The sequence below is a fragment of the Alicyclobacillus suci genome (assembly GCF_017329615.1).
GTDB classification, from domain to species: domain Bacteria; phylum Bacillota; class Bacilli; order Alicyclobacillales; family Alicyclobacillaceae; genus Alicyclobacillus; species Alicyclobacillus suci.
The window spans coordinates 60,791-87,068 of sequence record NZ_JAFMTW010000007.1; the positions used below are offsets into that span (position 1 = coordinate 60,791).

At 51.7% G+C, this 26,278-nt stretch carries 24 protein-coding genes; 13 read left to right on the forward strand and 11 right to left on the reverse strand.

The genetic code is table 11. The features are described 5' to 3' along the window. Positions 1–3 precede the first annotated feature (3 nt). Both yhbH and J3482_RS05540 read left to right on the forward strand, forming a co-directional pair. Positions 4–1,158: a sporulation protein YhbH gene (yhbH, locus tag J3482_RS05535; RefSeq protein WP_146823147.1), complete on the forward strand. Its 1,155-nt coding sequence runs from the start codon at positions 4–6 to the stop codon at positions 1,156–1,158. Next, positions 1,155–2,603, forward strand: coding sequence for a SpoVR family protein (locus tag J3482_RS05540; RefSeq protein ID WP_146823145.1), 1,449 nt, complete (start codon positions 1,155–1,157; stop codon positions 2,601–2,603). Before yhbH ends, J3482_RS05540 begins: the two co-directional genes overlap by 4 nt. Positions 2,604–2,764: 161 nt before the next feature. Here J3482_RS05540 and J3482_RS05545 read toward each other — a convergent pair whose 3' ends face one another. The 7 genes from J3482_RS05545 to J3482_RS05575 all read right to left on the reverse strand — a co-directional run bounded on the left by J3482_RS05545 (position 2,765) and on the right by J3482_RS05575 (position 10,091). Continuing rightward, on the reverse strand, positions 2,765–3,577 hold the full coding sequence (locus J3482_RS05545) for a DUF2935 domain-containing protein (protein ID WP_206922164.1): 813 nt from the start codon (positions 3,575–3,577) through the stop codon (positions 2,765–2,767). 64 nt (positions 3,578–3,641) lie between these two features. Next, positions 3,642–4,760: a GerAB/ArcD/ProY family transporter gene (locus tag J3482_RS05550; protein ID WP_146823141.1), complete on the reverse strand. Its 1,119-nt coding sequence runs from the start codon at positions 4,758–4,760 to the stop codon at positions 3,642–3,644. Next, positions 4,757–5,920, reverse strand: a complete 1,164-nt coding sequence (locus tag J3482_RS05555; protein WP_146823139.1) for a Ger(x)C family spore germination protein — start codon at positions 5,918–5,920, stop codon at positions 4,757–4,759. Before J3482_RS05555 ends, J3482_RS05550 begins: the two co-directional genes overlap by 4 nt. 8 nt (positions 5,921–5,928) lie before the next feature. Next, a complete protein-coding gene (locus J3482_RS05560) occupies positions 5,929–7,512 on the reverse strand; it encodes a spore germination protein (protein WP_328702660.1) in 1,584 nt (527 codons plus the stop codon). Between the two features lie 156 nt (positions 7,513–7,668). After that, a complete protein-coding gene (locus tag J3482_RS05565) occupies positions 7,669–9,009 on the reverse strand; it encodes a purine-cytosine permease family protein (RefSeq protein WP_206922165.1) in 1,341 nt (446 codons plus the stop codon). Between the two features lie 167 nt (positions 9,010–9,176). Next, entirely contained in the window at positions 9,177–9,683 is a 507-nt protein-coding gene (locus J3482_RS05570) for a transcription repressor NadR (RefSeq protein ID WP_206922166.1), read from the reverse strand. 201 nt (positions 9,684–9,884) lie between these two features. Further along, on the reverse strand, positions 9,885–10,091 hold the full coding sequence (locus J3482_RS05575; protein WP_146823133.1) for a hypothetical protein: 207 nt from the start codon (positions 10,089–10,091) through the stop codon (positions 9,885–9,887). Between the two features lie 117 nt (positions 10,092–10,208). Here J3482_RS05575 and J3482_RS05580 point away from each other — a divergent pair, with 117 nt between their 5' ends. Beyond that, positions 10,209–10,694: a nitroreductase family protein gene (locus tag J3482_RS05580; protein WP_146823131.1), complete on the forward strand. Its 486-nt coding sequence runs from the start codon at positions 10,209–10,211 to the stop codon at positions 10,692–10,694. 85 nt (positions 10,695–10,779) lie between these two features. Further along, entirely contained in the window at positions 10,780–12,135 is a 1,356-nt protein-coding gene (aroA, locus tag J3482_RS05585; protein ID WP_146823129.1) for a 3-phosphoshikimate 1-carboxyvinyltransferase, read from the forward strand. A 275-nt stretch (positions 12,136–12,410) separates the two neighbouring features. Here aroA and rnz read toward each other — a convergent pair whose 3' ends face one another. After that, positions 12,411–13,376, reverse strand: a complete 966-nt coding sequence (gene rnz, locus J3482_RS05590; RefSeq protein WP_146823127.1) for a ribonuclease Z — start codon at positions 13,374–13,376, stop codon at positions 12,411–12,413. Between the two features lie 24 nt (positions 13,377–13,400). Continuing rightward, positions 13,401–14,615 carry an MFS transporter gene (locus tag J3482_RS05595; protein ID WP_146823125.1) on the reverse strand — a complete coding sequence of 405 codons (1,215 nt, stop codon included), beginning with the start codon at positions 14,613–14,615 and terminating at the stop codon, positions 13,401–13,403. A 163-nt stretch (positions 14,616–14,778) separates the two neighbouring features. On the opposite strand from J3482_RS05595, the gene J3482_RS05600 reads away from it, so the two are divergent. From J3482_RS05600 to J3482_RS05615, 4 genes are all read left to right on the forward strand, one after another. Continuing rightward, entirely contained in the window at positions 14,779–15,243 is a 465-nt protein-coding gene (locus J3482_RS05600) for a MarR family winged helix-turn-helix transcriptional regulator (RefSeq protein WP_146823123.1), read from the forward strand. An 89-nt stretch (positions 15,244–15,332) separates the two neighbouring features. Continuing rightward, complete coding sequence (locus tag J3482_RS05605; RefSeq protein ID WP_146823121.1) at positions 15,333–16,808, forward strand: potassium/proton antiporter; 1,476 nt, start codon at positions 15,333–15,335, stop codon at positions 16,806–16,808. Positions 16,809–16,891: 83 nt separating this feature from the next. Further along, positions 16,892–17,839 carry an ABC transporter ATP-binding protein gene (locus tag J3482_RS05610; RefSeq protein ID WP_146823119.1) on the forward strand — a complete coding sequence of 316 codons (948 nt, stop codon included), beginning with the start codon at positions 16,892–16,894 and terminating at the stop codon, positions 17,837–17,839. Positions 17,840–17,852: 13 nt separating this feature from the next. Next, entirely contained in the window at positions 17,853–18,602 is a 750-nt protein-coding gene (locus tag J3482_RS05615) for an ABC transporter permease (RefSeq protein ID WP_146823117.1), read from the forward strand. 25 nt (positions 18,603–18,627) lie between these two features. On the opposite strand, the gene J3482_RS05620 is transcribed toward J3482_RS05615, so the two are convergent. After that, positions 18,628–20,094 carry an MFS transporter gene (locus tag J3482_RS05620; protein WP_223204148.1) on the reverse strand — a complete coding sequence of 489 codons (1,467 nt, stop codon included), beginning with the start codon at positions 20,092–20,094 and terminating at the stop codon, positions 18,628–18,630. 495 nt (positions 20,095–20,589) lie between these two features. On the opposite strand from J3482_RS05620, the gene J3482_RS05625 reads away from it, so the two are divergent. Then, positions 20,590–21,309 carry a metallophosphoesterase family protein gene (locus tag J3482_RS05625; RefSeq protein ID WP_206916238.1) on the forward strand — a complete coding sequence of 240 codons (720 nt, stop codon included), beginning with the start codon at positions 20,590–20,592 and terminating at the stop codon, positions 21,307–21,309. Positions 21,310–21,343: 34 nt separating this feature from the next. Here the strand turns inward: J3482_RS05625 and J3482_RS05630 are convergent, their stop codons facing one another. Continuing rightward, the gene (locus tag J3482_RS05630) at positions 21,344–22,030 is read right to left on the reverse strand and encodes a hypothetical protein (protein ID WP_206922167.1); all 687 of its coding nucleotides are present in this window, start codon (positions 22,028–22,030) and stop codon (positions 21,344–21,346) included. 414 nt (positions 22,031–22,444) lie between these two features. Here J3482_RS05630 and J3482_RS05635 point away from each other — a divergent pair, with 414 nt between their 5' ends. The 4 genes from J3482_RS05635 to qoxD all read left to right on the forward strand — a co-directional run bounded on the left by J3482_RS05635 (position 22,445) and on the right by qoxD (position 26,278). After that, entirely contained in the window at positions 22,445–23,299 is an 855-nt protein-coding gene (locus J3482_RS05635; RefSeq protein WP_206916234.1) for a cytochrome c oxidase subunit II, read from the forward strand. Positions 23,300–23,380: 81 nt separating this feature from the next. After that, a complete protein-coding gene (gene qoxB / locus J3482_RS05640) occupies positions 23,381–25,321 on the forward strand; it encodes a cytochrome aa3 quinol oxidase subunit I (RefSeq protein WP_206916304.1) in 1,941 nt (646 codons plus the stop codon). A 2-nt stretch (positions 25,322–25,323) separates the two neighbouring features. Then, positions 25,324–25,959 carry a cytochrome aa3 quinol oxidase subunit III gene (gene qoxC, locus J3482_RS05645; RefSeq protein ID WP_206916232.1) on the forward strand — a complete coding sequence of 212 codons (636 nt, stop codon included), beginning with the start codon at positions 25,324–25,326 and terminating at the stop codon, positions 25,957–25,959. Position 25,960: 1 nt separating this feature from the next. Next, positions 25,961–26,278, forward strand: a complete 318-nt coding sequence (gene qoxD, locus J3482_RS05650) for a cytochrome aa3 quinol oxidase subunit IV (RefSeq protein ID WP_206916230.1) — start codon at positions 25,961–25,963, stop codon at positions 26,276–26,278.

Genomic DNA, 26,278 nt, shown 5'->3' on the forward strand with positions numbered 1-26,278 from the left:
AACGTGTCGAACGCCTATTTCTCACTGCAAAGGGAAGATTGGTCCCTCCATCGCAAAGGACAACAAGACCAGGACAGACATCGCGACAAGGTAAAGCAAGCTATTAAGGACAATCTCGCCGATATCGTCAGTGACGAAAGCCTGATTATGAGCAATGGGCGGAAAATCGTCAAAGTGCCCATCCGCTCACTCGAGGAGTATCGGATTCGATACAACTTCCAGAAGGGGCGTCACGCGGGGACGGGGCAAGGAGATTCGCAGGTGGGGGACGTCATTGCGCAAGGCCGGCCAGATAAACAGCAGGCTGGCAAGGGAGAAGGCGCCGGCGAACAACCCGGCCTGGACTATACCGAGGCAAACGTCAGCCTCGAGGATATTGAGACGTTGTTGTTCAACGAATTGGAACTCCCGGATCTCGCCGACAAGACCCCCGACCAAATTGTCGCCGAGAGTTTTGAGTTTCGCGATGTGCGCAAGAAAGGGTTGTCGGGAAACATCGATAAAAAGCGCACACTGCTGGAATCCATCCGGCGCAACGCCCGGATAGGTTCCAACAAGGCGCAGATTTTGCCTGATGACTTGCGTTACAAGACTTGGGAGGACGTGGAGGAACCGGACTCCAATGCGGTGATTCTCGCGATGATGGACTTGTCGGGATCGATGGGGCTGTTTGAAAAGTATTGCGCCCGTACATTTTTCTTTTGGATGACCCGTTTCTTGCGCACAAAATACGAGCACGTTCACATTCGCTACATTGCGCATCACACGGAGGCACATGAGGTATCAGAGGAGCACTTTTTCACCAAGGGGGAAAGCGGGGGAACGATTTGTTCCTCCGTGTACGATTTCGCACTGCGGATGATTGAGCGGGAATATCCGCCAGATAGGTACAACATTTATCCGATTCACTTTTCTGACGGCGACAATTTGACCTCCGATAACGAGAAGTGTGTGAAGTTAGTTCGTGAACTTAGCGAAAAATCCCAAATGTTGGGTTACGCCGAAGTGAATCAGTATTCCAGAAATTCGACCATGATGAATGCCTTTTCGAAACTCGATATCCCTGAGTTTCGGAAGTTTGTGATTCGCGATAAATCCGAGGTGTACGCCGCATTAAAACACTTCTTTTCGCGGCGTGATGGGGTGAAAAGCGCATGAACAACGAAGAGATGGCCGCGCTTGAACAAAGTATTGAAGAGATGACACAATTGGCCCGGGATTTCGGGCTCGATTTTTATCCGATGCGTTATGAGGTTTGTCCGTCGGATGTCATTTACACGTTTGGCGCCTACGGGATGCCGACGCGCTTTTCGCATTGGAGTTTTGGGAAATCATTCCATAAAATGAAACTTGAGTACGACCTCGGCATGAGCCGAATTTATGAGCTGGTCATCAATTCTGACCCTTGTTACGCATTTTTGCTGGATGGCAACACGTTGTTGCAAAATAAGACGGTCTGCGCGCATGTGCTTGCACACTGCGATTTCTTTAAAAATAACGCCACCTTCCGTTACACCTCGCGCGATATGGTCGAGCGCATGGCGGCGAGTGCGGACCGTATTCGCCACTATGAACTCAAGTACGGTCGGCAGGCGGTAGAAGAGCTGATTGACGCAGGTCTCGCGCTGTCGGAGCACGTGGATGCCTCGACAGATGGTCGCAATGCTCGAGCGAAAGTGAAACAGCAGCAGTACCGCAGTCGCCACGGCGAATACGACCCAGTCTTTCATTCCGTCGACCATACTCGCTCGCCGTACGACGACCTGTGGTCGATTGGTGAAACTGCCGAAGCGAAGCAGCAGAAAAAGCCGATGGTCAAGGCGCGGGCTGCCCAAAAGGATATTATGCTCTTTGTCATTGAGCACAGTCCCGTGCTTGAGGAATGGGAGCGCGACGTGCTCTCGATTCTGCGTGAAGAAATGTTGTACTTTTGGCCGCAGATGGAGACGAAGATCATGAATGAGGGGTGGGCGACTTACTGGCATTTGCGCATTATGCGCGAGATGAACCTCACGGATGAGGAGGCTGTGGAGTTTGCCAAGATGCACTCCGGCGTCGTGTTGCCGTCGCGGACTTCCATCAATCCGTACCACCTAGGTCTGGCGATTTGGGAGGATATTGAGAAGCGGTGGAATAATCCGACAGAGGAAGAACGCGAACGTCATCATCGAGAACCGGGGCAAGGCCGCGCCAAAATGTTTGAGGTACGCGAGATGGAGAACGACGTTGCGTTTTTGCGCAATTACTTGACTAAGCAATTGATTGAAGATCTTGACTTGTACCTCTATCAAAAAGTCGGGAATGACTGGCGGGTCGTCGAAACTGATTGGGAGAAGGTGCGCGATTCGCTCGTTGCGTCGCGCGTCAATGGCGGGATTCCTGTCCTGTATGTCGAGGACGGCGACTACAATCGAAATGGTGAGTTATTTATCAAACATGAGTACGAAGGTGTTGAACTCGACCTGAAACACCTGGAGAAAACCATGCCCTATCTGTATCGAGTGTGGGGGCGTAATTGTCACGTGCAGACAGTTGTCGAAGGCCGGGAGACGATTTTTTCACACGATGGGAAACGGACACAGCGCCGTTTCGTCAAGGATTAAATGATTCACGATTCGATAGTCGAAAGATGAAAGGCATCCGTTGAGATACGGATGCCTTTTTCACTTGCGAAATCAAGAAGCATAGAGGAAGGTCGACCGGAATAAACTAGACAACGCGTAAGGCGATTCTCATCGGAATCCGATTGGCAAATGAGCCTACCCTATTCGCGATGGACCTGGATAGGACAGTTTGGTATGGTATAGATTTCAGGATCATAGTAAGCTAGTTTCGTTAAAAAATAACAGGACTCGGGGAAATGGTGCTCGAGAAAGCGAAGCGTTGTTCGATTTAACGTTTCGTCTTGTTGATAGCGGTGTACGACTTCTTCAACGAACCTGTAAAACCGAACAACATTTTTCGCGACTCTTCGAATGAATCGTTTTTCAAACGGAAATCCGGGCGGTGTAAACTTCAAATACCGTTTCAGGACGATATTCGTTGCAAGGTCAACGAGGAACACGTCTACGTAGCCTCTCACCTCTTTCAATAAAGCTATTTCGATTGGGTCCAACACGTCTGCCAACAAGGTACCATGACCAGATTGGTCAAATAACCAGAGATCGAGTAAGTGAGGAAGACTTAATATAGGCGCGGATTGACCTTTGGTATAGTACGACAAGAGGCGAAGATATTCCTGATTCTCATCAGTTGTTCCAGCGAGATATGTGGGACTGAGGTTGAGGTTTACGTCATTGCTGATTCGCAATTTTTGCAGATGGCCCTCGAAGCGATAATAATTGTAGGCAACTGGGTGCACTTTCTTAGCAAATTCAATCATTTCACCCGAAGACTCGGTCAAGGTGGGATGTAATGTGCTGAGTTCATCGGAAAGCGACTGAAAGCTGGCGATAAATTGTGATGCCGTATTCACCCATTTCGTCTCCGACGGTGACAGGTTGTCATGCACGAAATGCGCATGATCTAACAATATGTCCACCCAAAACCGATGTTCTTGCCACACGGAAATAGACATGCACCCACCACCTTAGAATTCTTACAAGATGGTATATGCTGTCTTGGTTATATATATGACGATGTTAAGACATTTTAACACTTGTTTTAAATTTTCGTTGGCAATATCCAACGATGTAAATGAGCAGGGGGATAATCACGATATTGATAAAGATCCCAATCAGCGTCCATTTCGTTTTAGGTGCCTCAATGGTTGCGGTGCTCAGCGTCTTTGGTATGACTGCCAAGATAAACAAGATTACTGCTACTGGCCAAATTGTTTTGCGCCAGTCTTTTACATGAAACCATTGACCTAGGCTGTAACATGTGACGAATAGAAATACGGATACTTCGATAAAGTAGCCAAATATCCATATGACTACGACAACAGATTCAACATTTTGCAAAAAGTCGGCGATGGATATAAACCCAGCCATCTCGAATGCGGGATACAACAATCGACCTGCTAGATTAGGGCCGAAAATTGAAGTGACGAGGAATACGGAACCTGTGACAAGGACAAACGAGACGGTTTGTCCCCACATGGCATATGACATACAACGATTTGGCTGTGACACGAATGGCACTAGCACCAGCATGATCACGGACTCACCGACAAACGACATGGTGGCAAGGCTGCCGAGCAGAATCTGTCTCCATCCACTATCCCAATAAATGGGTCGTACCAGGTGGATGTCAAGTGAACTGAAATTGAGTACCTTCACAAGTAACACGGCAAAAATGACGATTGGACCAATGATTTCAGCAGACCTTCCAATACCTTCAATTCCGCCTGCATAGGTTAAGTACACACACATAAGTAAAAAGCCTACAATAACTGCCCAGAGAGGGGTTAGCTCAAACAATGCCATATGTATGAAGTCGCCAAATTGTCGAAGGATTACGCCGAGTCCAAGAAGTGCCATCACCAGATACGGAATGACGAGCAGCTTGCCAATCCATTTGCCGAGAATGGTTTGAGCATACTCGACGATGGTTTGCTTAGGGTACAACAATGACGTTCGCACAATGAGAAACGTGATAAGTAGTCCGGCCAAGCCCCCTATAGCCATAGAAATCCAAGCATCCTGCTTTGCAGCTTGAAATAAAGGGGTTAAGAGTACTGATTCCATGGGTGATGTTTCCGCACACACGATGATCCAAAAGATTTGCCGACCTGAAATCCGCATTCGACCTGCTGTCATGAGTTCGATTGGTCTCCTTCGTTCAACTGTAGCGGTAGTGTGGTTAACCCTGCTCGTTTAATGGTTGTGTATACATTGACAGTAATTTGCGCGTTTTGAAATCCATTACGGTTCCAGTCGTTCTTCATATCTCTCCATTGGATTGGGTGTTGACGATGAATAACCTCTCCAAGTTGGAATACATCTATTCCATATTCTTCTTGTGTTCTTTTCACCATATCTGTCATGGATTTTTGTAAATAGCGATTGAACGCCTGTTGCACAGTCTGTAGATGATGTGTCTCGTACATATTGACGGACGAATCATTTTCTTGTAAGTCCGCTACCGCTGACAATGCGATATTTATATGCGCTTTGTTATCGACGATTTTCGTCGTAATATCGCGCCTGAATTTACTGGTTTGAAGCGATACTAGGCCGTTGAATTGAGGAACCCGAAAAGTATAGACATATTGCTTGAGACCGCCTGTAATCCACAGTCGATTGATGGCCTCATCCATCGTCAGATACCCCACAAGTTTCAAATCAGAATTAAATACGGCGCGACCTGTGACTTGATTCCCGTTCATACTGACCAGTGTCGGCGAAGCTCCATCACTTAACACATCAATCAAAAAGTCGCGAAACGTCGTGTCACCTGATTTTCCACCAATTGCCGTATGCAATTTGATATCCGATAGGACAGGCACACGTTCAAACGGGCGAGACTTCTTCAGTTGGTCTCGGGCTTCGCCACCTTGAATGACAACCATATCTGTCCGTAATCGAACCTGGGTATCCCTCGAGAATTCGTCAAGCATGTTTTTTAAACCGTGTCTGGCCAAGTTTTCTCCGATAAAAATGACTCGTCTTTGGCCGAAAAATCGATAACGGGATATTTGGAATGCGGAATGTTGAGCTGCATCCATCCAATTTTTACCTTTTGATTCTACGTATTCAAAAGCACCTGTTTCATTTTCTGGTTGTTCATTCGTGCCAAGACCAGAGGGGCGTGCAATTTGCATACTAATAATCACGGAATCGTCGTCGCCCTGATCGAGACCAACCCCCATGATGATGGCCCGGTCGTTTAATTCATGCTTATCCCAACAACCCGTAACAAATATCATACAGAACAGTATCATTCCTGAGTGAAACAGAGCCTTTTGGAATGTGCGCATCGGCGTCCCTACCTCTTCGGAGAAGGTTTCTGTCCAACTGGTATACGGGTTGAATCTTCCTCCATGAGTATGTTAGGTCGTTTGTTCCGCATCCAGATTGGAAAACGAAAAATTGTGTCTTTCAGATTTCCAAAGACTGAGAACTGAAGCGAACCCCAATAGGGAATTCCAAAAGACCGTAACGTAACGAGATGCGTCATCATTGCCATGAGGCCGAGGGCTATACCGTAGAAGCCGAGTGTCCCAGCCAGTAGTAGCATAGGGAAGCGCAACAGTCTAAATGAAGTGCCGAATTGATATCGAGGTAACGCAAAAGAAGCAATTCCAGTTGTTGAAACAACAATCACCATTGGCGCGGAAATGATGCCAGCTTGAACCGCAGCTTGCCCGATGACCAATGCGCCTACGATACTGACCGCCGAACCCACGGCACGTGGCAGCCGAATGCCCGCCTCTCGTAGTGCCTCAAACATGACTTCCATCAATAAGGCCTCAACTACGGCAGGAAATGGGCTTAACTCGCGCGCCGCAACAAAACTTAATAATAAATTTGTTGGCATTAACTGTGGATGAAAAGTGGTCAATGCAACGTAAATGGACGGTAGGAGCAAGGAAATCCATAAGAGACCAAAGCGCAGTATGCGAATAAATGACACGTATATAAATCGGTCATAGTAATCCTCGGCGGCCTGAAGTGCCCCCCAAAACGTTTGCGGTGCGATCAATACAAAAGGACTACCATCCACCAGAATCGCCACTTTTCCTTCGAGGAGATTTGCGATGACCACGTCAGGCCGCTCCGTATTTTGAACCATTGGGAAGGGGGAAAATGGCGCATCTTCAATCAATTCTTCAATGTAAGCCGAGTCGACGATAGCATCAATTTGGATTCTTTGAACTCGGCTACGAACCTCGTTTAATACGGAAGTATTGACGAGCCGGCTCAGGTAGATAATTAGAACATCTGTACGGGATAATTCTCCAACGACGACAGATTCGAATTTTAAGTCGGCACTTTTAATAATTTTGCGAAGCATCGCTGTGTTGGTTCGAATCGACTCTGTAAAACCTTCTTGTGGGCCACGGATTCCTGGCTCGGTTTTTGGTTCTTGAATGGCACGGGTGGGGACGTTTTTCAGGTGGAGTATTAAACTCTCGCGTTCGCCGTCGATTAATAAGGCCAAGTTGGCGTCTAGGATTTCGTGAATCAGTTCATCCGTTCGGCTAACTGTCTTTGAACCGACAATTGCAATCAAATTATCCTCAATCAATTGCCCAATTCGCTTTGTTCTTCCTAACCCTTGGGGGGGACCCTCGTAAAGGATTGGTTTTAACACCATGTCTTCAAAGTTCTGAATGTCAATTAAACCATCGATGTAAACGACAACGATGTCCGTGCGTCCTTTCACCTTGATGGAATGGAATACGACATCCGAGCATTTGTCGAACACGTTCCTTAACAGTTGCTCATTGGCGTCGACGTTGCGTTGGAGAACATCATTTGGGATGTTCGCCGGGACATTGCGTTTACGTTCCAGATGGTTAAGTCGTGCGTTCCAATTGTGATTTGTCTTCTGTGACTTCCGAAACACTTTATGACAGACCCCCTCTACCCCTTATTTGACTTCTTTATTGTCACCATTTGGAAAGGAGTTATGTAAGTTGATTGGAGGGGGTTCTTGATGATGAAATTCGTGCTAGACCACGCGGCCTCTCGGTTTTACCGGGGGCCGCGCACGGTTTGCGTCTTAGTTCAATTGCGGCGAGCGTTTCAGCGCCAAGTACAGTATGAAGGCGACTGCGAAGCCAATATAGAAGGCGAGATCTAAGCCGTGGCAGGCGATTGCAATTGGACCTTCATAGAGTGTGCTGTTCATAAAAGGGACAGATACGCCGATACCGACGATAAAGCTGATGAGCCCCGGCCAATGAATGTGCTTGACGTGGCTTGGCGTCGCTTGACGGCGGTTCTTCACGTAGAAGTCGGCGAATAAGACGCCCATCCAGGGTGTGATCCAATAACCAATGAGCAAAAGGAAGTTGTCGAAGTTGGATTCGAATTGTCCGCGTCCGAGCAAGCTTAGGATGAGGCCGACAAGACTTGCAAAGACGACAATCAACCAGCGGGGAATGTTTACATCGAGTGCGCGTAGCGATAGGGAATTTGAGTACAAGTTAATTGCGTCTGCCGCCGTGCCGCCGAGGATGATGGCGATTGTCGCCACGGCGCCGAATCCACCCATTGTACTGTGGAGCGCGTCGATTGAATTAGCGCTGTGACCCGCCGCGAACACCGCGACGAACATGCCGACAATCTCCAGCCAAACAGATGCGAGGAAAGACCCCGTGGCTGCTGCCAACCCAACGCGCACCTTGCTAATGTCCCGGCGCAAGTACCGGCTGTAGTCGGAGGCATACGGACCCCAGCTACCGAGGTAGGAGAACGCCGCTGCCACGATGACCATGATGGAGAGGCCAACTTGCTTGTGTGTGGGGTGATACGCGCTGAGCGTACCCCAATGCACCAGGCTGATGACCGTCACGATAGCAAAGATGATGCCAAGGAGTATCGACATGGTGCGTTCGTAAGCGTGAATGAAATTGTGGCCTAGCATTGCGACAATGCCTTGCACCAGTACCAGAATGATGGAGGCCAATGTGAAGGACAGTCCTGGGATCAGGGCGTGCAAGCCGAATGAACCGAGTATGTTATTGACCGTGAACCAGCCGATGGTGCTCACGAAGTTCAGTAAACCGGGCAAGTAACCGCCGACGCGTCCGAACGTGATTCGCGTAATAATGAGTTGTGGCAGTCCGTAAGCGGGGCCCATGGCTGAGCATAAGCCGACGACCAGTGCTCCGATGAGGTTGCCGATAAGAATCGCGATGATTGCCCAAATCCATGACATACCGAGAGAAACCGGAAGAAAACCAAGTGCATAGTCGGCGATAGTCAGGTTGCTGCCGAGCCACAGTGTAAATTGGCTGAACGAGTTGCCATGTCGCTCTTGTTGTGGAACTTGTTCCACGCTGAACGGTTCGACCGTCATGATTTTGTCGCCGTATACCGCTTGTGATGGTTGTGCCATGCATTGCCCCTCCTTTTGTACGTGCATTTAGTTCACACATGTGTATATACACCTGTTGGGGTAAAGTTGTAAAGTGGTTTTCCAACAAAAGGCACATTAGGAGGGTGGCTGGTCCTACTGAGGTGGGTGGTGCAATATCCGTCGATGGATGAATGGGGACTGTGACCTTAATCGATCACCTCAATCCCCGCTGCACGAAGGCGTGAAATGGCGTCGGTGAGTTGCTCAGCGTGATCGAACTCGACTTGGTGATAATGCACACCTCCTGTCAATGTAGACAAAAATGGGGCTTTTTCTGCCTCGATTTTGGCGAGAAAGTGTTCAACGTCACGCCGTGACGACAAATACAGGTTGCCTACAATTTCTCCGTACACACTGTGCTCGACACGGACATTGATGACTTTGATTCCGCAATCGACGAATGTGTTGAGTTCCACGGGTGTTTGCTCAGGTGTATGGGACACTGCGATGACCGCAGTCTGTTTACTGGCGGTTGACTCGATAAGGTACCCTTTTGGCGTTGCGAGGATTCGGTGGCCTAGTGCGCGTAGGAGCGCGATGTCGTGAACAACGACTTGACGGGTCACGCCAAATTGTTTTGCCAGAAATTGTCCGGAGAGCGGTTTGTTGGTTTGTTGCAGTGCGCGCAGTAATTCCTCTTGACGATTGGACATGTCGTTCATGGTATCACCTATTTCGTTCGAGGTTCGTGCTTTAAGCATGCGCTATTTGCTGTTTGTCGACAAGGGGAACTAGATTTTTGCCGCCTTCTGCGTTGGTTAAGAGCATAGCAAAGCGTGGCGCATACCGCCACGCTTTGCTTGCTTTGGGAACCGATAGTCTTGTTGCCGGACCCGTGTCAGTCATGCATACTATTACATCTTCCAGTCTTGAATCACGGCCTCTTTTGCGTTCATATCGTCGTGTTTGCCTCCATGACCGTAACTTTTATGACCGTAACTTCCGTGGTGATAACGCCTTTCTTCCATCATGTGCTTGCCCACGATGGCGCCAGTCAAGGAAGCAGCTACACCAGCGGGAATTAAGCACCAGACCCACGCTTTTTCACTCATTTTGGCCATTGCCTTCACCTCTACGCTATACCATGTGTAGTTGACGCGCGGAGCATACTCTTCGACAACACGGTCATATGGTGTATCATTTGGACATGAACGCGTTTTATCGGAGGGAGTTATATTATGGATATTTTCGAGGTGATTACCGGGCGGCGGAATATTAAATTGTTTCGCCCGGATGCGATTGATGAAGCAACTTGGATGAAGTGGCTAGAGGCGGCTAGCTATGCTCCGAACCACCGCATGAATCAACCATGGCAAGTGATTGTCATCGGCGATGAGGCGCGGGCGAAAATCAATCACAAGCCCAACTTTGGCGACGCGCCCTTAGTGTTAGCGTTTGTGGCAGAGGGGTCAGATAAACCGATTGAGCGCGATGAGAACTTGGTGGCTGTTTCGTCGTTCATTCAGAATTTCTCCTTGGCTGCGCACGCCGCAGGTGCTGGTACGCGGTGGACATCTATTGGGAACACTCCAAATACGCGGGAGATTCTCGGCGTGACGGATGAGACAGCAACCATCTGGATTCTTGGAGTTGGTTATCCGGCGGAGGTTCCGGAAGTGAAAGAGCGGTCGCCGATTGAGACCAAAATCAAGCGACTTCCGTAAGTTATATAAGAGGTCACAGCCGAAATATCAGCAGCAAGCTCCGAAACACGGTGATGTGGGTGTCATCGTTTGATGAGGTGAATGTATGTCAGCCAATGAGGCAAATGCCGATTTGCAAGCGAGATCGCCATGGGCGTTACGTGACGTGACCTGTGCGACGATACACCCGGTGGATGGACCGGTAGACGCCAGTCTCGTGGTGCCGGGAAGCAAGAGTTTCACGAACCGGGCGTTGATTGTGGCGGCTCTTGCGAGCGGTACGTCGCGATTGTCCGGACTGCTCCGCAGCGACGATGCGTACTGGTGCATTGAAGCGTTGCGGACCCTTGGTGTGCAAGTGGACGTCGTGGGAGATGAAGTCACCGTACACGGCATCGGCGGATCTTGGCCAAACCAGGCAGGTCGCGTGTACACAGGTGCGGGCGGTACGACAGCTCGGTTTCTAACCAGTGCGCTTGCCGCTGGTTGTGGAGAATGGTTTATCGAGGGCAGCAAGCGCATGAATGAGCGCCCAATGGGAGTTTTGTTTGAGACGCTACGCGACTTGGGCGCAACTATCCGGCCAGCGACAGAGCGAATGGATACGTTGCCTATCACGTTGTCGACGCAAGGTTTGCGCGGCGGTCGCGTTCAGATGTCGGGGGCGGTTTCGAGTCAGTTTATCAGTGGCGTGCTGATTGCGGCGCCATATGCCAAGGCGCCGTTGACCATCGAAATCACGGATACGATTGTGCAGCATGCGTATGTACATATCACGCTGGATATGATGCGGGCGTTTGGGGCGAATGTCACTGCTGACGAACAGCTGCACGAGATGGCGGTCACGCCGACGGGATACCAGGGCCGCGATTATGAAATCGAAGCGGACGCGTCCACGGCTTGCTACTTTTGGGCCATCGCCGCGTTGACAGGTGGCCGCGTGCGCGTGCGCAATTTGGCGTACCAGACACGCCAGCCGGACGTACATTTCGTCGACGTTTTGCGCGATATGGGATGTACGGTCGATACGGATGGCGGACAAGGCATCGAAGTTCGAGGACCTGCCAAGTTGCGCGGCGGGATGAACGTGAGCATGAAGGAGATGTCTGATCAGACGCTGACCTTGGCATTCCTTGCGCCGTTTGCGGACGCCCCAATTGTCATTACTGACGTTGGGCATATTCGGCACCACGAGTCGGACAGGTTAGCGGTGATTTGTGAAACACTTCGGCGTCTTTCCATCACGGTAGAGGAACGACCAGACGGTGTTACGATTCACCCGGGTGTGCCGAAGGGAACGCGCTTGTCATCCTATGACGACCACCGCGTTGCCATGGCGCAGTCTATCATCGGTGTGCGAGTGCCTGGAGTGGAGATTGATGACCCGGGATGCGTATCAAAAACCTGCCCGATGTTTTTTGAAAAACTACGGGAAATGGGGATTGATGTGACACTGATATAACCAAGGTGGGAATGGTGTAAAACGAAAAAGCGGCCCTCACTTGAGGCCGCTTTTCATATAGTAAAAAGGGGGCTGTGCCCTCCAGGACACCACAGTTGTGGATAGAGCGAATTGGGACGGCAACAAACGCCCCCGGCCGTCAGCCCCATCCTTCGCTGACGGCGCTGACAGGCACCTTTCCTGTCCCGCCTGTTTGTAGGATACCGCTTGCAGATTGAAATTTCCTTGAAACAACTTCATCGAAACAACTTCATCCAGTAGACGATTTTGTTCCATCACGAAGAAGCTGGTGGAGGCCCTAGTGGCTCACGGATGGTACCAGAGCGCGGAACAGCAATGGACCAGTGATCTGTTGCTAAGTGCGTATTGGGGAACACTGCCTGCGCATCACTCAAGAGGTGGGCCAGCCCGACTTCGTCGTAGCGCGCGCTGATGTGTGTGAGAATTAGCGCGCCGACTCCTGCGTCGCGCGCTGCGGACGCCGCGTCGACGGCGGTCGAGTGGTGATGTGCCTGCGCCTTGTCGGAGTCAAGGGCCGCGTATGTGGCTTCGTGAACGAGTATATCGGCGCCTGCTGCAAGTTGCGTGATGGCTTTGCAGGGCCTCGTGTCGCCGAGAATAACGATTTTGCGCCCTGGAATCGGCGCCGATAGATAATCCTTCGCACAAAGTACGCGCCCATCGGGCAAGGTGACGTCGTGTCCCTGTTTGAGCTGTCCGTAAATCGGGCCTTCCGCGATGCCTTCTTGCGTGAGCTTCTCCGTGTCCAGCCGACCTGCAGCGGGCGATTCCTCGAAGCGATAACCAAAGGATGGAACGCCGTGAGATAACTTGCGTGAAGACACCACAAACTGCTCGTCCTCAAACACGATGCCTTCGTCAATCTCACATACTTTAATGTCATATGTGAGATGTGTATCACTCACGCGCAGCGTCGTCTCGACAAATTCAGAGAGTCCCTTCGGGCCGTAAATCACGAGAGGAGTTTGTCCGCCTTGAAAGGCGCGGCTGCCGAGAAGACCTGGCAATCCGAATAGATGGTCACCGTGCAAATGCGTGATAAATAATTTTTCGAGTTGGCGGGGCTTGAGGGGGGAGGACAACATTTGTTGCTGCGTGCCCTCTCCACAATCGACGAGCCAAAACGATCCCCGCTCTTGGTTTAACCGAATTGCCACGGATGTCACGTTGCGCCGCGTCGATGGCATTCCAGCCCCTGTGCCTAGAAAATAGAGCTCCACATCATCGCTCCCTCTGTGAAAACATCAGTGTGCTTTGGCGTGATTGACATGAGCAAGCGCCTTTTTGCCGATGAACAAACAGATAATGCCGATAAACACGCCGAGTGCGCCAATATAAAACGGCATGGCGGCGCTGATGGTATCACTCAGTTTACCCGCTAACCAGGGGGCAATGCCACCACCGACGAAGCGAACAAAGCTGTAGGCTGCAGATGCGGTCGGGCGCTCGACGGGCGCGGCGCCCATGACGGCGGTTGTCACAAGCGTGTTGTTCACGCCTAAAAATGCGCCAACGACAATCACGCAAATTGACAGTGTGACAACGGAATGTACAGCAAAAGCCATGACCAACAGCGTGATGGTGATAAGGGCGAGCATGCTGTACATCGTCGGTAGGAGGCCGAAGCGATTCTGGAGGCGCGGCGCCACGAAGACGGAGGTAATCGCGAGCAGAACGCCCCAACCGAAGAACACATAACCCAATCCGTGAATGCCAATTGATTTCAATGGATAGGGGGTATACGCCAAAAGGGTAAAGAAGCCGAAGTTGTAGAATAGTGCTGTTAGTGCGAGTGTGAGCAAGCCTTTGTATTTTAGCGCCTTAAAGGGGGCGACGATGGAACTGCGCTGAGCTGGTCGTGGTACACCGCGCAGAAAGAGCAGAACGCAAATGAAACCAATCGCCATTAAGGTGGCGACGCCATAGAATGGATCTCGCCAGCTATGTGCACCGAGTGTGCCTCCGAGCAGTGGACCGACTGAAATTCCTAGCCCCAACGCTGCCTCGTAGAGAATGATGGCGTTCGCGGTGGTGCCGCGTGCAACACCGACGATGACGCTGAGCGCGGTTGCAATAAACAGGGCGTTACCCAATCCCCAACCTGCGCGGAATCCGACGATTTGGCCGACATTACTTGAGTGGCCAGCGAAAAATGAGAAGCAGACAATGATGAAAAGACCGATGAGCAGTGTCCATTTTGGACCAATCCGCGTGCTGATGAAGCCAGTGATGAGCATGGCGACACCTGTAACGAGGTTATAGCTGGTGAACAATAATTCTGTTTGCGCCTTGGACGCGTGCAGTTGCGCGCTGATGGCTGGTAAAATGGGGTCGACCAGGCCGAGGCCCATAAATGCGATAATACAGGCAAATGCGACCGCAAAAACCGGCGCCGGTTGGTTGAGGATATTGGACCGCGCGGGTTTTTGGGCAAGTTCATCCTGAGTTTGAGATGCCATGAGCAGTCTCCTTCCATTTATTTCGCTTTATTTCGCTTGTTCGGCGCCTAGTAGGGTAGGAATATGGATCGGCGCAAATAAAACAACTTGTATTATACAACTATATTCAGTGCGTTAAAAGTGCGGAAAACACAAACGTCGAGGAATGCAGTGAGGTGACACCGTGGACGATATATTGCAACAAATTGAGCAGGAAGTGGCTGTGTTTGCCCGCCGAATCGAGGGGGCCCGCACGCGAACGTACGGGACGGCACAACTGGATAGATCTGCGTATTTGCTTCTGCTCTATCTACAGCAAAACGGTCAATGTACGCAAGGCGAGTATGCGGCTGCATTCGAATTGGATACTTCGACGGTCAGTCGGCAAATTGTCCCGCTTGTCGAGATGGGATTGGTGGAGCGCAAAGTGGCCCCGCAGGACAAGCGCAGCAGTGTATTGCAGATAACCGCTCAAGGTATCGAGAAATTACAGGAAGTCCGGCAAGCCCGCAGAGAGCTCTATGAGGAAGTGTTGGAGGATTGGACGCCATCCGAACAAGGTCAGTTTCTCTATTTGCTGCAGCGATTTAACGCGCGCCTAAAGGAACGCGCGGAGGCACGGGCGGCGATGCGCAAGGGGCGGCCGTAGTCGTTAAGCGGCTGCCAACCAGGTGTGATTTTGAAATCCCCGCGAAAAGGTCAGACTGGAGAGGGACTGACTTTTTCGGGGGGACGCTTGTGAACACTATCACGCTTATCGTGGCCATCGTTCTCTTGTCTGGCGTACTGATGGTGCGCGTCAATAAGCAGTTAGGCTTTCCCGCGCTCATTAGTTTTGTGGCGATAGGGGCCGTCTTTGCCGCGTTTGATCCCGGCGTCTACGAAACCGTGACACCGACGATTGCGAAGGATCTCAGCTACCTCGCGCTTGCGTTCATCCTCTTTGAAGGCGGGCTGCACACCTCGTTGCGGCGAGTGAAACGGGCTTTTGCGCCTTCCATTTCGCTCGCGACGGTCGGCGTGATTGTCTCGGCAGCCATTTTGACTGGTTTGGCATACGCATGTTTGCACATTTCATTCACGGCGGCGGCGCTATTTGGCGTGGCGGCAAGTTCCACCGATGCCGCGTCAGTCTTCAGCGTGCTTGGTGGCACGGCGCTGCGCCGGCGGCTGGTCGATGTCATGGAATTGGAGTCGGGGACCAATGATCCCATGGCGTTCTTCCTTACCACGAGCATTATTCAGTGGCAGACGTTGACACATTCTTCAGTCACCCACGCCTTGGGGTATACCTTCGTGCTGTTTTTGCTGCAGATGGGTGTTGGGTTTTTCGTTGGGGTGCTCACGGGACAATTTGGTGCGTACATGAACCGCCGCATAGGGCTCGAAACCGGTGGGATGTACCCTGCGCTTACATTAGGCCTTGCACTCCTGTCGTTTGCATTGGCGCAATTATTGTACGGAAGTGGCTTTCTCGCCGTCTATGTGACGAGTGTCGTTCTGTCGAACAAGCGGATTGAGCACCGTTATAGTATCCTCCGCTTTCACGAAGGGTTGGCGTGGGTGATGCACATTCTCATGTTCGTCGTTCTCGGACTTTTTTTGGTTCCGCGTGATTTGCTCTACCTCGCGCTTCCAGGCGTTGGACTTGCCTTGGGCGCGCTCTTTCTGGCGCGCCCAGCGGCCGTCTGGGTGTCTACAATTGGTATGGGGTTTTCACACAGGGAGCGGGCGTTCATGGCTTGGGCAGGGTTGCGGGGCGCGGCGCCTATCGTACTCATTCTATCTGCAGTCGAGGCGCAGGTGACCGGTTATATTGTGTTGATTGAAGTGGTGTTTTTTGTCGTCATTGCATCTACCTTAGTTCAAGGAATGACCGTCAACTGGGTTGCGGAGAAATTTGATTTATTAGATCCGACGCCTGCGGAAAGTATTCTCGACCTTATTTCTATCACCCGCGAGAACGCCGTCATTTTGCCTGTGGGGATTGCACAAACGTCCAATCTCGTCGATAAAAGGCTCGTCGACATCAAATTTCCAGAGAACACATTGTGTTACGGCATCGTGCGGGGAGACCAGGTGGTGGTACCGAGGGGATCGACCAAACTCCGGTCGGGGGATCATTTGTTGATTCTTTCAGACAGCCGTCACATTCAAAATTTAAAGCACTTATTTCACAATGAACAGGTTGGCTCTCCTTCGATGCTGCCATAGACCTACCCAAATGCTGAAATCCCCTTTATGCTGGGGACACGGTATTTTGTGTGCTTTGTGTTGGCGAAGGGAGGTTGAGGGATATGGAGTCCGCCATTGTCCTCGACGGTGTGTCGAAAAGATATGGCGACAAGTGGGCGGTGCGCGACGTGAGTGCGGTCATTGAAGCGGGAACCATCGTCGCGCTCTTGGGCCCGAATGGCGCGGGCAAGACGACGGCAATGTCCCTCATGTTAGGGCTTGCCCGCCCGACCAGGGGGAGCGTTCGAATTCTCGGAGGCAATCCCGTGAAACCGGCGACTCGCAGGCGAATGGGCGTTATGTTGCAGCAAGTGAGTCTGCCAGCAAAAGTGCAGGTTCGTGAGTTGATAGATTTGTTTTGTAGCTATTATGAACAGCCATTGGACGCGAAACTTCTATTAGAAATGGCAGATTTAGCACCGCTCGCGCGCAAAGAGGCGGTGAAGCTCAGTGGCGGGCAGCAGCGGCGCTTGCAATTTGCATTAGCGATGGCCGGGAATCCCCAAGTGCTTTTTCTCGATGAGCCGACTGTTGGGATGGATGTGTCCGCGCGCCGTGGGTTTTGGGAGCATCTGCGGGCAATCGCTGGCCACGAAGGGCGGACAATTGTCCTGACGACCCACCATATGGAAGAGGCGGATTCGATTGCAGACAGGGTCTTGTTGATGCAGGATGGTCAAATTATGGTGGACGGAGGGGTCGAAGAGGTCAAATTGCGCGCAGGCAATCGTTATGTGTCGTTCCTTGCAGGGCCGACGGTCACGACGTCGGACGTGTTTGCACTTCCGGCCGTGCACGACGTCACCTGGAGCGGTCGGCACGTTCGCATTACCACCCATCAACCGGACACCGTCTTGCGCGCAATCATCACGCACCACCTCGACGCAAAACACTTTGAAATCTCGCAGGGACAATTAGAAGATGCATTTTTGTCGCTGATGCATCGTTCAGATGTAGATGGTTCTGATTCATTTGGCTCGAATGCATTCGGTTCTAAGACAGAAGGATAAGGGGGAGGACGCGTTGCGTAGCTGGTTGCAGCAGTCAAAAATCGAGATTTTACGCAATGTCCGCAACCGGCGCTTCTTCGTGTTCAGCCTTCTGCTGCCGGTCGGATTCTACTTACTCTATGTCCATCTCCTGGGTGCCCACAAACAAATTGGCGGAACGACATGGGCGACTTACTACATGATGTCGATGGCGACGTTTAGTGTCGTGGGCGCGGGGTTGAATGGGCTCTCCTCGCGCATCGCGTTCGAGCGCACGCAGGGATGGCTGCGCCTTGTCCAGACGACGCCGCTATCTTCCATTCATTACGTGACGACGAAAATTGTTGCGAATTTGCTGATGAACATGGCGGAGGTGGTGGTGCTCTTTTTGGTTGGGGGCGCCGTCGAGCACGTGCAGTTGACAGCTGTACAGTGGATTCTCTCTGGTTTGTGGATTGCCTTTGGGGGACTCGCGTTTATCGTCCTCGGAATTTTGATTGGGCAAATTGCTGGAATGGATGCCTCTCAAGTCATCGCGTCAGCAGCTTACTTTATCTTATCTATCACGGGCGGGCTGTGGTTCCCACTCAACAGCTTGCCCCCGTTGATGCAGCACGTGGCGACCTACATGCCGACGTATCACTTGGCGCACGTCGCGTGGCAACTCGTCTCCGGTAAATCGCCATCGTTTGCCGATTTCGCCGTCTTATTGTGTTACTTTGTCGTCTTCACGGCGTTGGCGCTTTGGGTGACCGCGCGGCGCCGTGACGTGCGTGCTGCGTGATGTGGCATCTCTGCTTCCCACTAAGTCATCTCATCGATGACTTAGTGGGGTTCACTGGCCGTTGACCGCGGACGAGGGATGTGAACATCCCGATAATTGTCGCTACGAGCATGGCGAGGAGCGCGTACCGGAAGCCGACGACAATCAGATGGACGTCGTTTGTAGGGATAGCGCCGGTGCTGCCTTCGTAGATGCTCGACTGCAACCGCGGTGGCAGGTTGGCGGTGACAATCATTAGGGACAGTGCGGTGCTGATGACTTGCCCCATGTTCTGTAACATGGACCGTAGGCCGTTGGCGCTGCCGCGATGGGCGGGATCGATAGTCGTCATAATCGACGACGTGTTCGGGGTCATAAATAATGCGGTTCCAGCGCCCACGAGGAACATGCCGATGGCGGCCACGGCAAAGGAACTGGTCGGCCCGACTTCAAAGATGAGAATCAAGACGCCGACACCTGACAAGCCAAGCCCCGTGCTCGACAACAGCCGCGCGTCATAGCGACTGGCCAGTGAGCCTGCTACGGGCGACAGCAGCACCATCCCGATGGTGACCGGCAACACGGCGAGCCCGGCGGTGAAGGCCGATGCGTGGTTTAAGGTCTCGTAGTAGAGCGCCATCAACAAAACGACCGCCGAACGGGCGAACGAATTGAGGAATGTCGATGCGTACGCCATCGCGTACCGCCGCTGTCCGAACAGCCGTAAATCCATGAGTGGCGATTTTGATTTCCACTCGACGCGCAAAAAAATCGGCGTCAGGATGACAAATGCGAGCAGTCCGGCAATGACGAGCGGGTTCCCCCATCCCAGCGTACTGCCTTCCGACAATGCGAGAATGGCGCCGCCGAGCGCGAAGAAGATCAGAATATTCCCCGGAATGTCGAACGGCTCGCGCGTACCTGTCGTCGAACTCTTCCGCAATGTCATCATCGCCCAGACGACACCGACGATGCCAAACGGTACGTTGAACCAGAATACCCATTGCCACCCGAGGTCAGACGCAAAAAATCCACCCACGACGGGGCCAATCAACTGCGCGACGGAGGCGACGAGCACGTTGATACCTAATCCTTTGGGCAACGTCTTGGCGGGGAAGGCGTCGGTCAACAGAGGCGTTGTGTTGGTGACGACGATGGCGCCGCCTGCTGCCTGAATGGCGCGAAGCACGAGCAGCACCCAGATGTTCGGTGCGAACCCGATGAGCAGGCTGACGACGGTGAACGCGGATAATCCAATAATGTATAGCCTGCGCCGGCCGAACATGTCGGCAATGCGTCCAAAGATGAGAATGAAAATCGTGTTAAACAACAAATAGGAGAGCAGAATCCAGTTTGCGGTGGTCGCTGTCGCGTGAAAATGGGCCGAAACCACTGGCAATGCGACGTTGAGCGTCCCTACGTTGAGCAAGGTCAACATCACGCCAAGGCTTGTTACGGACAGTACCATCCACGGATAGCGACTGGAGGCCGCTTTGGTCGGTTGCGTGCTCACTGCTTACACCCCCTTCTATCGATAAGCAGTTGTGTTTCAGTTATTTCGCCTACTGAAATATATCACAAACGCGCACGGGTCGCACAAAGGTGGGGCGGGGTGCCGGCGGGATGGGGTGGTGCCAGCGGATTCGAGTAGCCAGGCGGGGACATAATAAGTTAATATATCTGCTCTATTATTGGATGGTTTTCATAATCAGGGATTTAAGGTATAAATTTATAAAAAATTAATTATAAAGGATAAAATCGTATGAATAGTTCATTTTTTGTTGATTTATGGGGATTCGAGGTGCGCGAATGTCTTATTAGGATACTCCGGGCACCCCTCCAGCCCCCCAAAGCGCCATCCTACCATCCCGCCGAAACAAAACTTTCCGATTCCGACGCCGATATCTAACAGTCGTAGGGTATCCTCATAGGGGCGAGGTCGTTTTCGTTTGCGCCTAGGGCGCATGGTGAGCATGACGATTTCAGTCACACAGTGGGGGTGAGCGCAATGAGAGTAGCGTTTATTTCGGACATTCACGGGAATGCCGTGGCGCTGCGCGCTGTTCTGGAGGATATCGAGCAAACGGGCTGCCAGGAGATTTATGTGTTGGGGGATATTTGTTATCGGGGGCCGGATCCAAAGGAGTGCCTGGAACTCGTGCAGTCTGTGGCTACTGACGTCATCAAGGGAAATGCGGATGAGTGGGTTGTCAATGGCGTTCAACGTGGACAGGTGCCGGAACAGCGGCTTATGGTGATGCGCGCTGAGCAGCAGTTTACGGTGAATCAGCTTACGACAGGTGACATTCAGTATTTGGACCAACTGCCGCTGACGTTGGCGAAGTCCACTGGTGGGATTGATTGGTTTGCGTTTCATGCGACGCCGAATGATTTGTTTGCGATTGTTCAGGCGACGACAGAGGAGGAGATTGTGGAGCGTCAAATCTTTGGCGCGCGCGAAGCGGCGGTCTATTTGTACGGTCACATTCACTTGCCTTATGTGCGCGAAATGAACCAGCGGACTATCGTCAACCTAGGGAGTGTCGGGCTGCCATTTGACGGCATACCGGAGGCGTCGTATGTAGTGCTTGATTTTGACGCAACGCGTGTGAATATCAATTTGCGCAGGGTGCCGTACGATATCGACGAGGCCATCCGGCGGCTACGCGAAGTAGACTATCCGAACGCTCCGTATATCAGCAAGGTCTATCGCGAGGGGCGCCCGTGACGAAAGCGCCCCATCTACCATTGGCCGAGCTTCGTCACGGTGTGCCATGGTCACTCACGGCGGCGAGTGCTTGCCGAATGGCGGCGATTTGCGATCGATAGCGAGGCCTGTCCCAACTGTTATAGGACGGGTGCGGAACGTCTTCAATAGTTTGCCATTGGACGTCGTGGACGTCACATAGGCGCGTGTATTTTTGTGCGAAGCGGCCGCAGGGGACTAATGTAATTTGTTTTCCGCGCAACTTGTCGAGTTTCTCGCGAAGGTTCGCGGTGAGCCAGTGCTCGATTTGATTTTGCCTATCCGCCCGGTACCCAACCCTCTGGTTGTTCGTACGCACATACTCCATGTCGGAAAACCACATCTCCAGTTGCACTTCGCTGCATTCTGATAGGTTCGGCATGGGCTTGTACGCCGCTTTTTGAAGCGGTACGTTGCAGACGTTGACGAGGCCGATGTGGTCAAGAATAGGATTCTCTTCGGGGGTTTCGTCGTGCTGCTTGAGTAACAGACCAATTGGCGTGGAGCCAAAGATTGGGCCAAACAGGTGTTTGCTCATGGTCGCACCGGAACTGCCGGCGGCCGGAACCCGATGTTTGACCTCCTGTATATGGGGAGATTCTAGGATAAAAATGCACGTGGCGCGAGGCGGTAGGATATCCGGTACATAGAAGTCTTTTGCGAACCGGCTCACAATGTCGTAAAATGTCGTGGCGTCGTACACAAGAGACACGCTCCTTGATTGGTTTTGCGTGGTTTAATTTTACAGGGAAAATCCCATACTGACATGTTGTGTAGACTAACACACGTCAGACATCGTAGTAAGGGGGGCAATGGGGGAAACATCAAGGAGATTTGATGTTCTTTTGTGACGAATTCGCGAACAAGTGTTGCATAACTGTGAAATGCTTGTGAAGCTTTTTCAAACTCTTCACCTGTGAGAGCGCCAATTCAAATTGTCTTTGGTATCATCTATATGGCGTCTTGGACGGTGCTCATTTCTACATAAGACATGGAGTCTTCGGCTGGTGCGGTCCCTGTATTCATACTTGGTTTCGTTCAAAGGCCAATGATTTCATCTCTCTGAGGGGGGCACTGTTCTACATATCTCATAGATAGAAAGGAGACGAAAGCGACGATGAAGCCATCTGGGCGTCGACTTCGCAGCCTCTTGCTCGTAGTGGGGCTGTCCATGTTTGCCCTAACCGGCTGTAACTCGGCGAAGTACATGCCTGTGCTTAGTCCGCAGGGGCCGGTTGCAAGAAGTGAGTATTACCTGATCATCTGGTCATTTGTATTGATGCTCGTTGTCGTACTGGGCGTGTTTGTAATCTACTTCTACATGCTCGTCAAGTATCGTGCAAGGCCGGAGAACAAGGATTACGTTCCACCTGAGATTGAGGGGAATTCCCGCTGGGAGACCATTTGGACGGTCATTCCAGTCATTATTGTCATCGCGCTTGCGATTCCAACTGTGGCAGTGACGTATAAACTCGTCAAACCACCGAAGGCGGATGCGGCGACCGGATCGACAGCGACAGCGGGAGCATCGAGCAATCCAATTGTCATCGATGTCATCTCTGAACGTTGGAAATGGGTATTTAAGTACCCTGCGCAAGGAATTGAGACGGTCAACTACGTCAACATTCCAGCTGGCCAACCTGTCGACTTCGAGTTGACGTCGGACGGTCCGATGAACACGTTCTGGGTACCTGCTCTTGGCGGTATGGAATTCAACATGCCAGGTAAAGACCTGAAGCTTTGGTTGGAAGCCGATCACGCCGGGACGTATCAAGGACGCAGTGGTCAGTATTCAGGCCGTGGCTTCGCGGCGATGACGTTTGACGTCAACGCGCAAAGTCCTGCAGCCTTCAGCAAGTGGGTTCAGACGATTAAACAGACCAAACCACCGCTTACGAAACAAGCGGATAAACAATTGAGCACGCCAGGCAACGTTGGAAAGATGGCGTTCTCTACAGCGGAACCGCAATAACACCGCTACGACAGCATATGTGACAATAGGTTGTCGCGTAGCAAGGAGGAAGCGAGAGTGGGCAACTTCCGGGAATGGGCCATGCATTTCTTTATGCTCGACGAAGGCCCCTTGATCTGGACGTCCGATGTTCTCATCATTTTGGCCACTATCGGTATCATCGCCGTCCTCAGCTATTTCAAACTCTGGAAGTGGCTGTGGGATAATTGGCTCACGACAGTGGATCATAAGAAGATCGGGATAATGTATTTGATTGCTGCCATTTTGATGCTCTTCCGTGGCGGCACAGACGGCTTATTGCTGCGTGCGCAGCTCGCATGGCCGAACATGCACTTTTTGAACGCAGATCACTATGATCAGATTTTTACCACGCACGGTACCATCATGATTCTGTTCATGGCGATGCCTGCGATTATCGGGTTCTTTAACGTGGCTGTCCCGTTGCAAATTGGCTGCCGCGACGTCGCGTTTCCATATTTGAACGCCATCAGTTTCTGGTTGTTCTTCGCAGCTGCGATGTTGTTTAACTTGTCATTCGTCGTCGGCGGGTCGCCGGATGGTGGTTGGACAAGTTATACACCTTATGTCGAAAACGCCTTTGATCCAGGCCCGGGTGAGAACTACTTCTTGGTGGCGCTGCAGATCACAGGTATTGGTACGATTGCAACAGGCGTGAACTTCCTCGTGACCATTTTGCGCATGCGCGCACCAGGCATGACGCTGATGCGGATGCCGATGTTCACTTGGTCGGTTTTCATCACGTCAATTATTATCGTTTTCGCGTTCCCTGTTTTGACAGTCGCGTTGGCGCTCTTGTTGATTGACCGCGATTTTGGGTCGCATTTCTTCACAGTCAGTGCGGGCGGTATGCCCATGCAATACGTCAATTTGTTCTGGATTTGGGGACATCCAGAGGTATATATCGTCATTCTGCCGGCTTTCGGTATCTTTTCGGAAGTCTTTAGTACTTTTTCACGCAAGCGGCTGTTCGGGTATTCCGCAATGGTCGTGTCGATGGTTGCCATCGCTATCCTGAGTTTCGTCGTGTGGGTTCACCACTTCTTTACGATGGGCGCAGGGCCAGGCGTCAACTCGTTCTTTGGCGTATCGACCATGGCTATCGCGATTCCGACAGGCGTCAAGGTGTTCAACTGGCTGTTTACCATGCATAAAGGTCGCCTCGAATATACGAGCGCGATGCTGTGGGCAGTCGGGTTTATCCCGAACTTCTTGATTGGTGGTTTGACCGGTGTCATGCTGGCTGTACCGCCTGCGGATTACCAGTACCATAACAGTTACTTCCTAGTGTCGCACTTCCACTACGTGCTCATTGGCGGTACCGTGTTTGGCGTCTTTGCCGCACTGTATTACTGGTGGCCGAAGATGTTCGGCGTGCTGCTCAACGAGCGCTTAGGCAAGTGGCACTTCTGGCTGTTTATGATTGGGTTCAATATTTGTTTCTTCCCAATGTACTTCCTTGGGTTCATGGGTATGACCCGTCGTGTGTACACTTACCCGGCCGGTTATGGTTGGGGCGTCATCAACTTGATTGAAACGTTTGGTGCGGTGTTGATGGGTATTGGGTTCTTGGTATTTGCTTTCAACATTCTCTGGAGCGCACGCTACGGAGAACGCGATACCACAGGCGACCCATGGGATGCTCGGACGCTCGAATGGGCAACTACGTCTCCTGCACCGACCTACAACTTTGCCCGGATTCCGGAAATTAAGGGTCGCGACGCATGGTGGATTATGAAGAAAAACGGCGAGTCCATCAATGGACCGAAGGATATTCCGTTTGAGCCGATTCATATGCCGAATGACTCTGGTCGACCGATTATCATGAGCTTGTTCTTCTTTATCGCGGGTGCTGGATTCGTTTTCGAATGGTGGATTCTCGCGATTATCGGACTGGCTGGCGTCTTGGTCACCATGGCGTTGCGCTCGTTCGAATACGATGATCACCACTACATCCCAGTGGAAGAGATTGAGAAGACAGAAGCTGCGGCAGGGAGGTTGTAAGGATGTCGGACGCGCATACGGCGGTTCACGGTGGGCACCACCCCGTGGACCCGTCCGTTCCCGTCGAATACCATCACGAAGAAAACAGTCTTCGTATTGCGGGATTCTGGGTATTCCTCGGTTCTGACTTAGTCTTGTTCTCGTGTTTGTTTGCAACCTATGTCGTGATGCACGGTCGCACCGCTGGTGGACCGACATCAAATCAACTGTTTGACGTCACGGGCTTTACCATTGAAACGATTGCGTTGTTGTTCAGTTCGTTCACATGCGGTCTTGCTACCTATGAAATGCGTCGCGGTAACCGCAATGCCATGGTGATGTGGCTGTTGGTTACCATCGCACTCGGTTTGGTGTTCTTAGGCTTCGAAATCACGGAGTTTGTACAGGACGCTTCCAGTGGGGCACGTATGCAAACGAGTGGCTTCCTATCTGCGTTCTTTACGCTCGTCGGAACCCACGGTTGTCACGTCAGTATGGGTATCCTATGGATGTCCGGGGTCGTCGTTCAGTTGATTCGCCGAGGCATTACGCCGATTACGGCTCGCAAGGCGTTTATCGTGAGCATTTACTGGCACTTCCTTGATGCGGTCTGGATTTTTATCTTTACCGTAGTCTACCTGACGGGGAAGGTGTTGTGAGATGGAAACCAATCACAAGTTTCACCAAGAGACAGGTTTTCCGTGGAAGCACATATGGGGGCTAATTGCCTCCTTGGTGCTTACAGCTATCGCCTTTTGGTTGGCGCTTGCGACGCATCAACCGCCAGCGCTGGTTATCACCGTCATCGTCATTCTTGGTGTCGGTCAGTTGTTGGTTCAGTTGTACATGTTTATGCACTTTACGGAAAGTGACGATAAAGCCTGGCAGGTTCCAACTATTTATTTCGCGATATTTATCGCGTTCACGGTGGTTGCCGGATCGATTTGGATTATGTCGTTTAAGGCCCTCGTCGCTTAA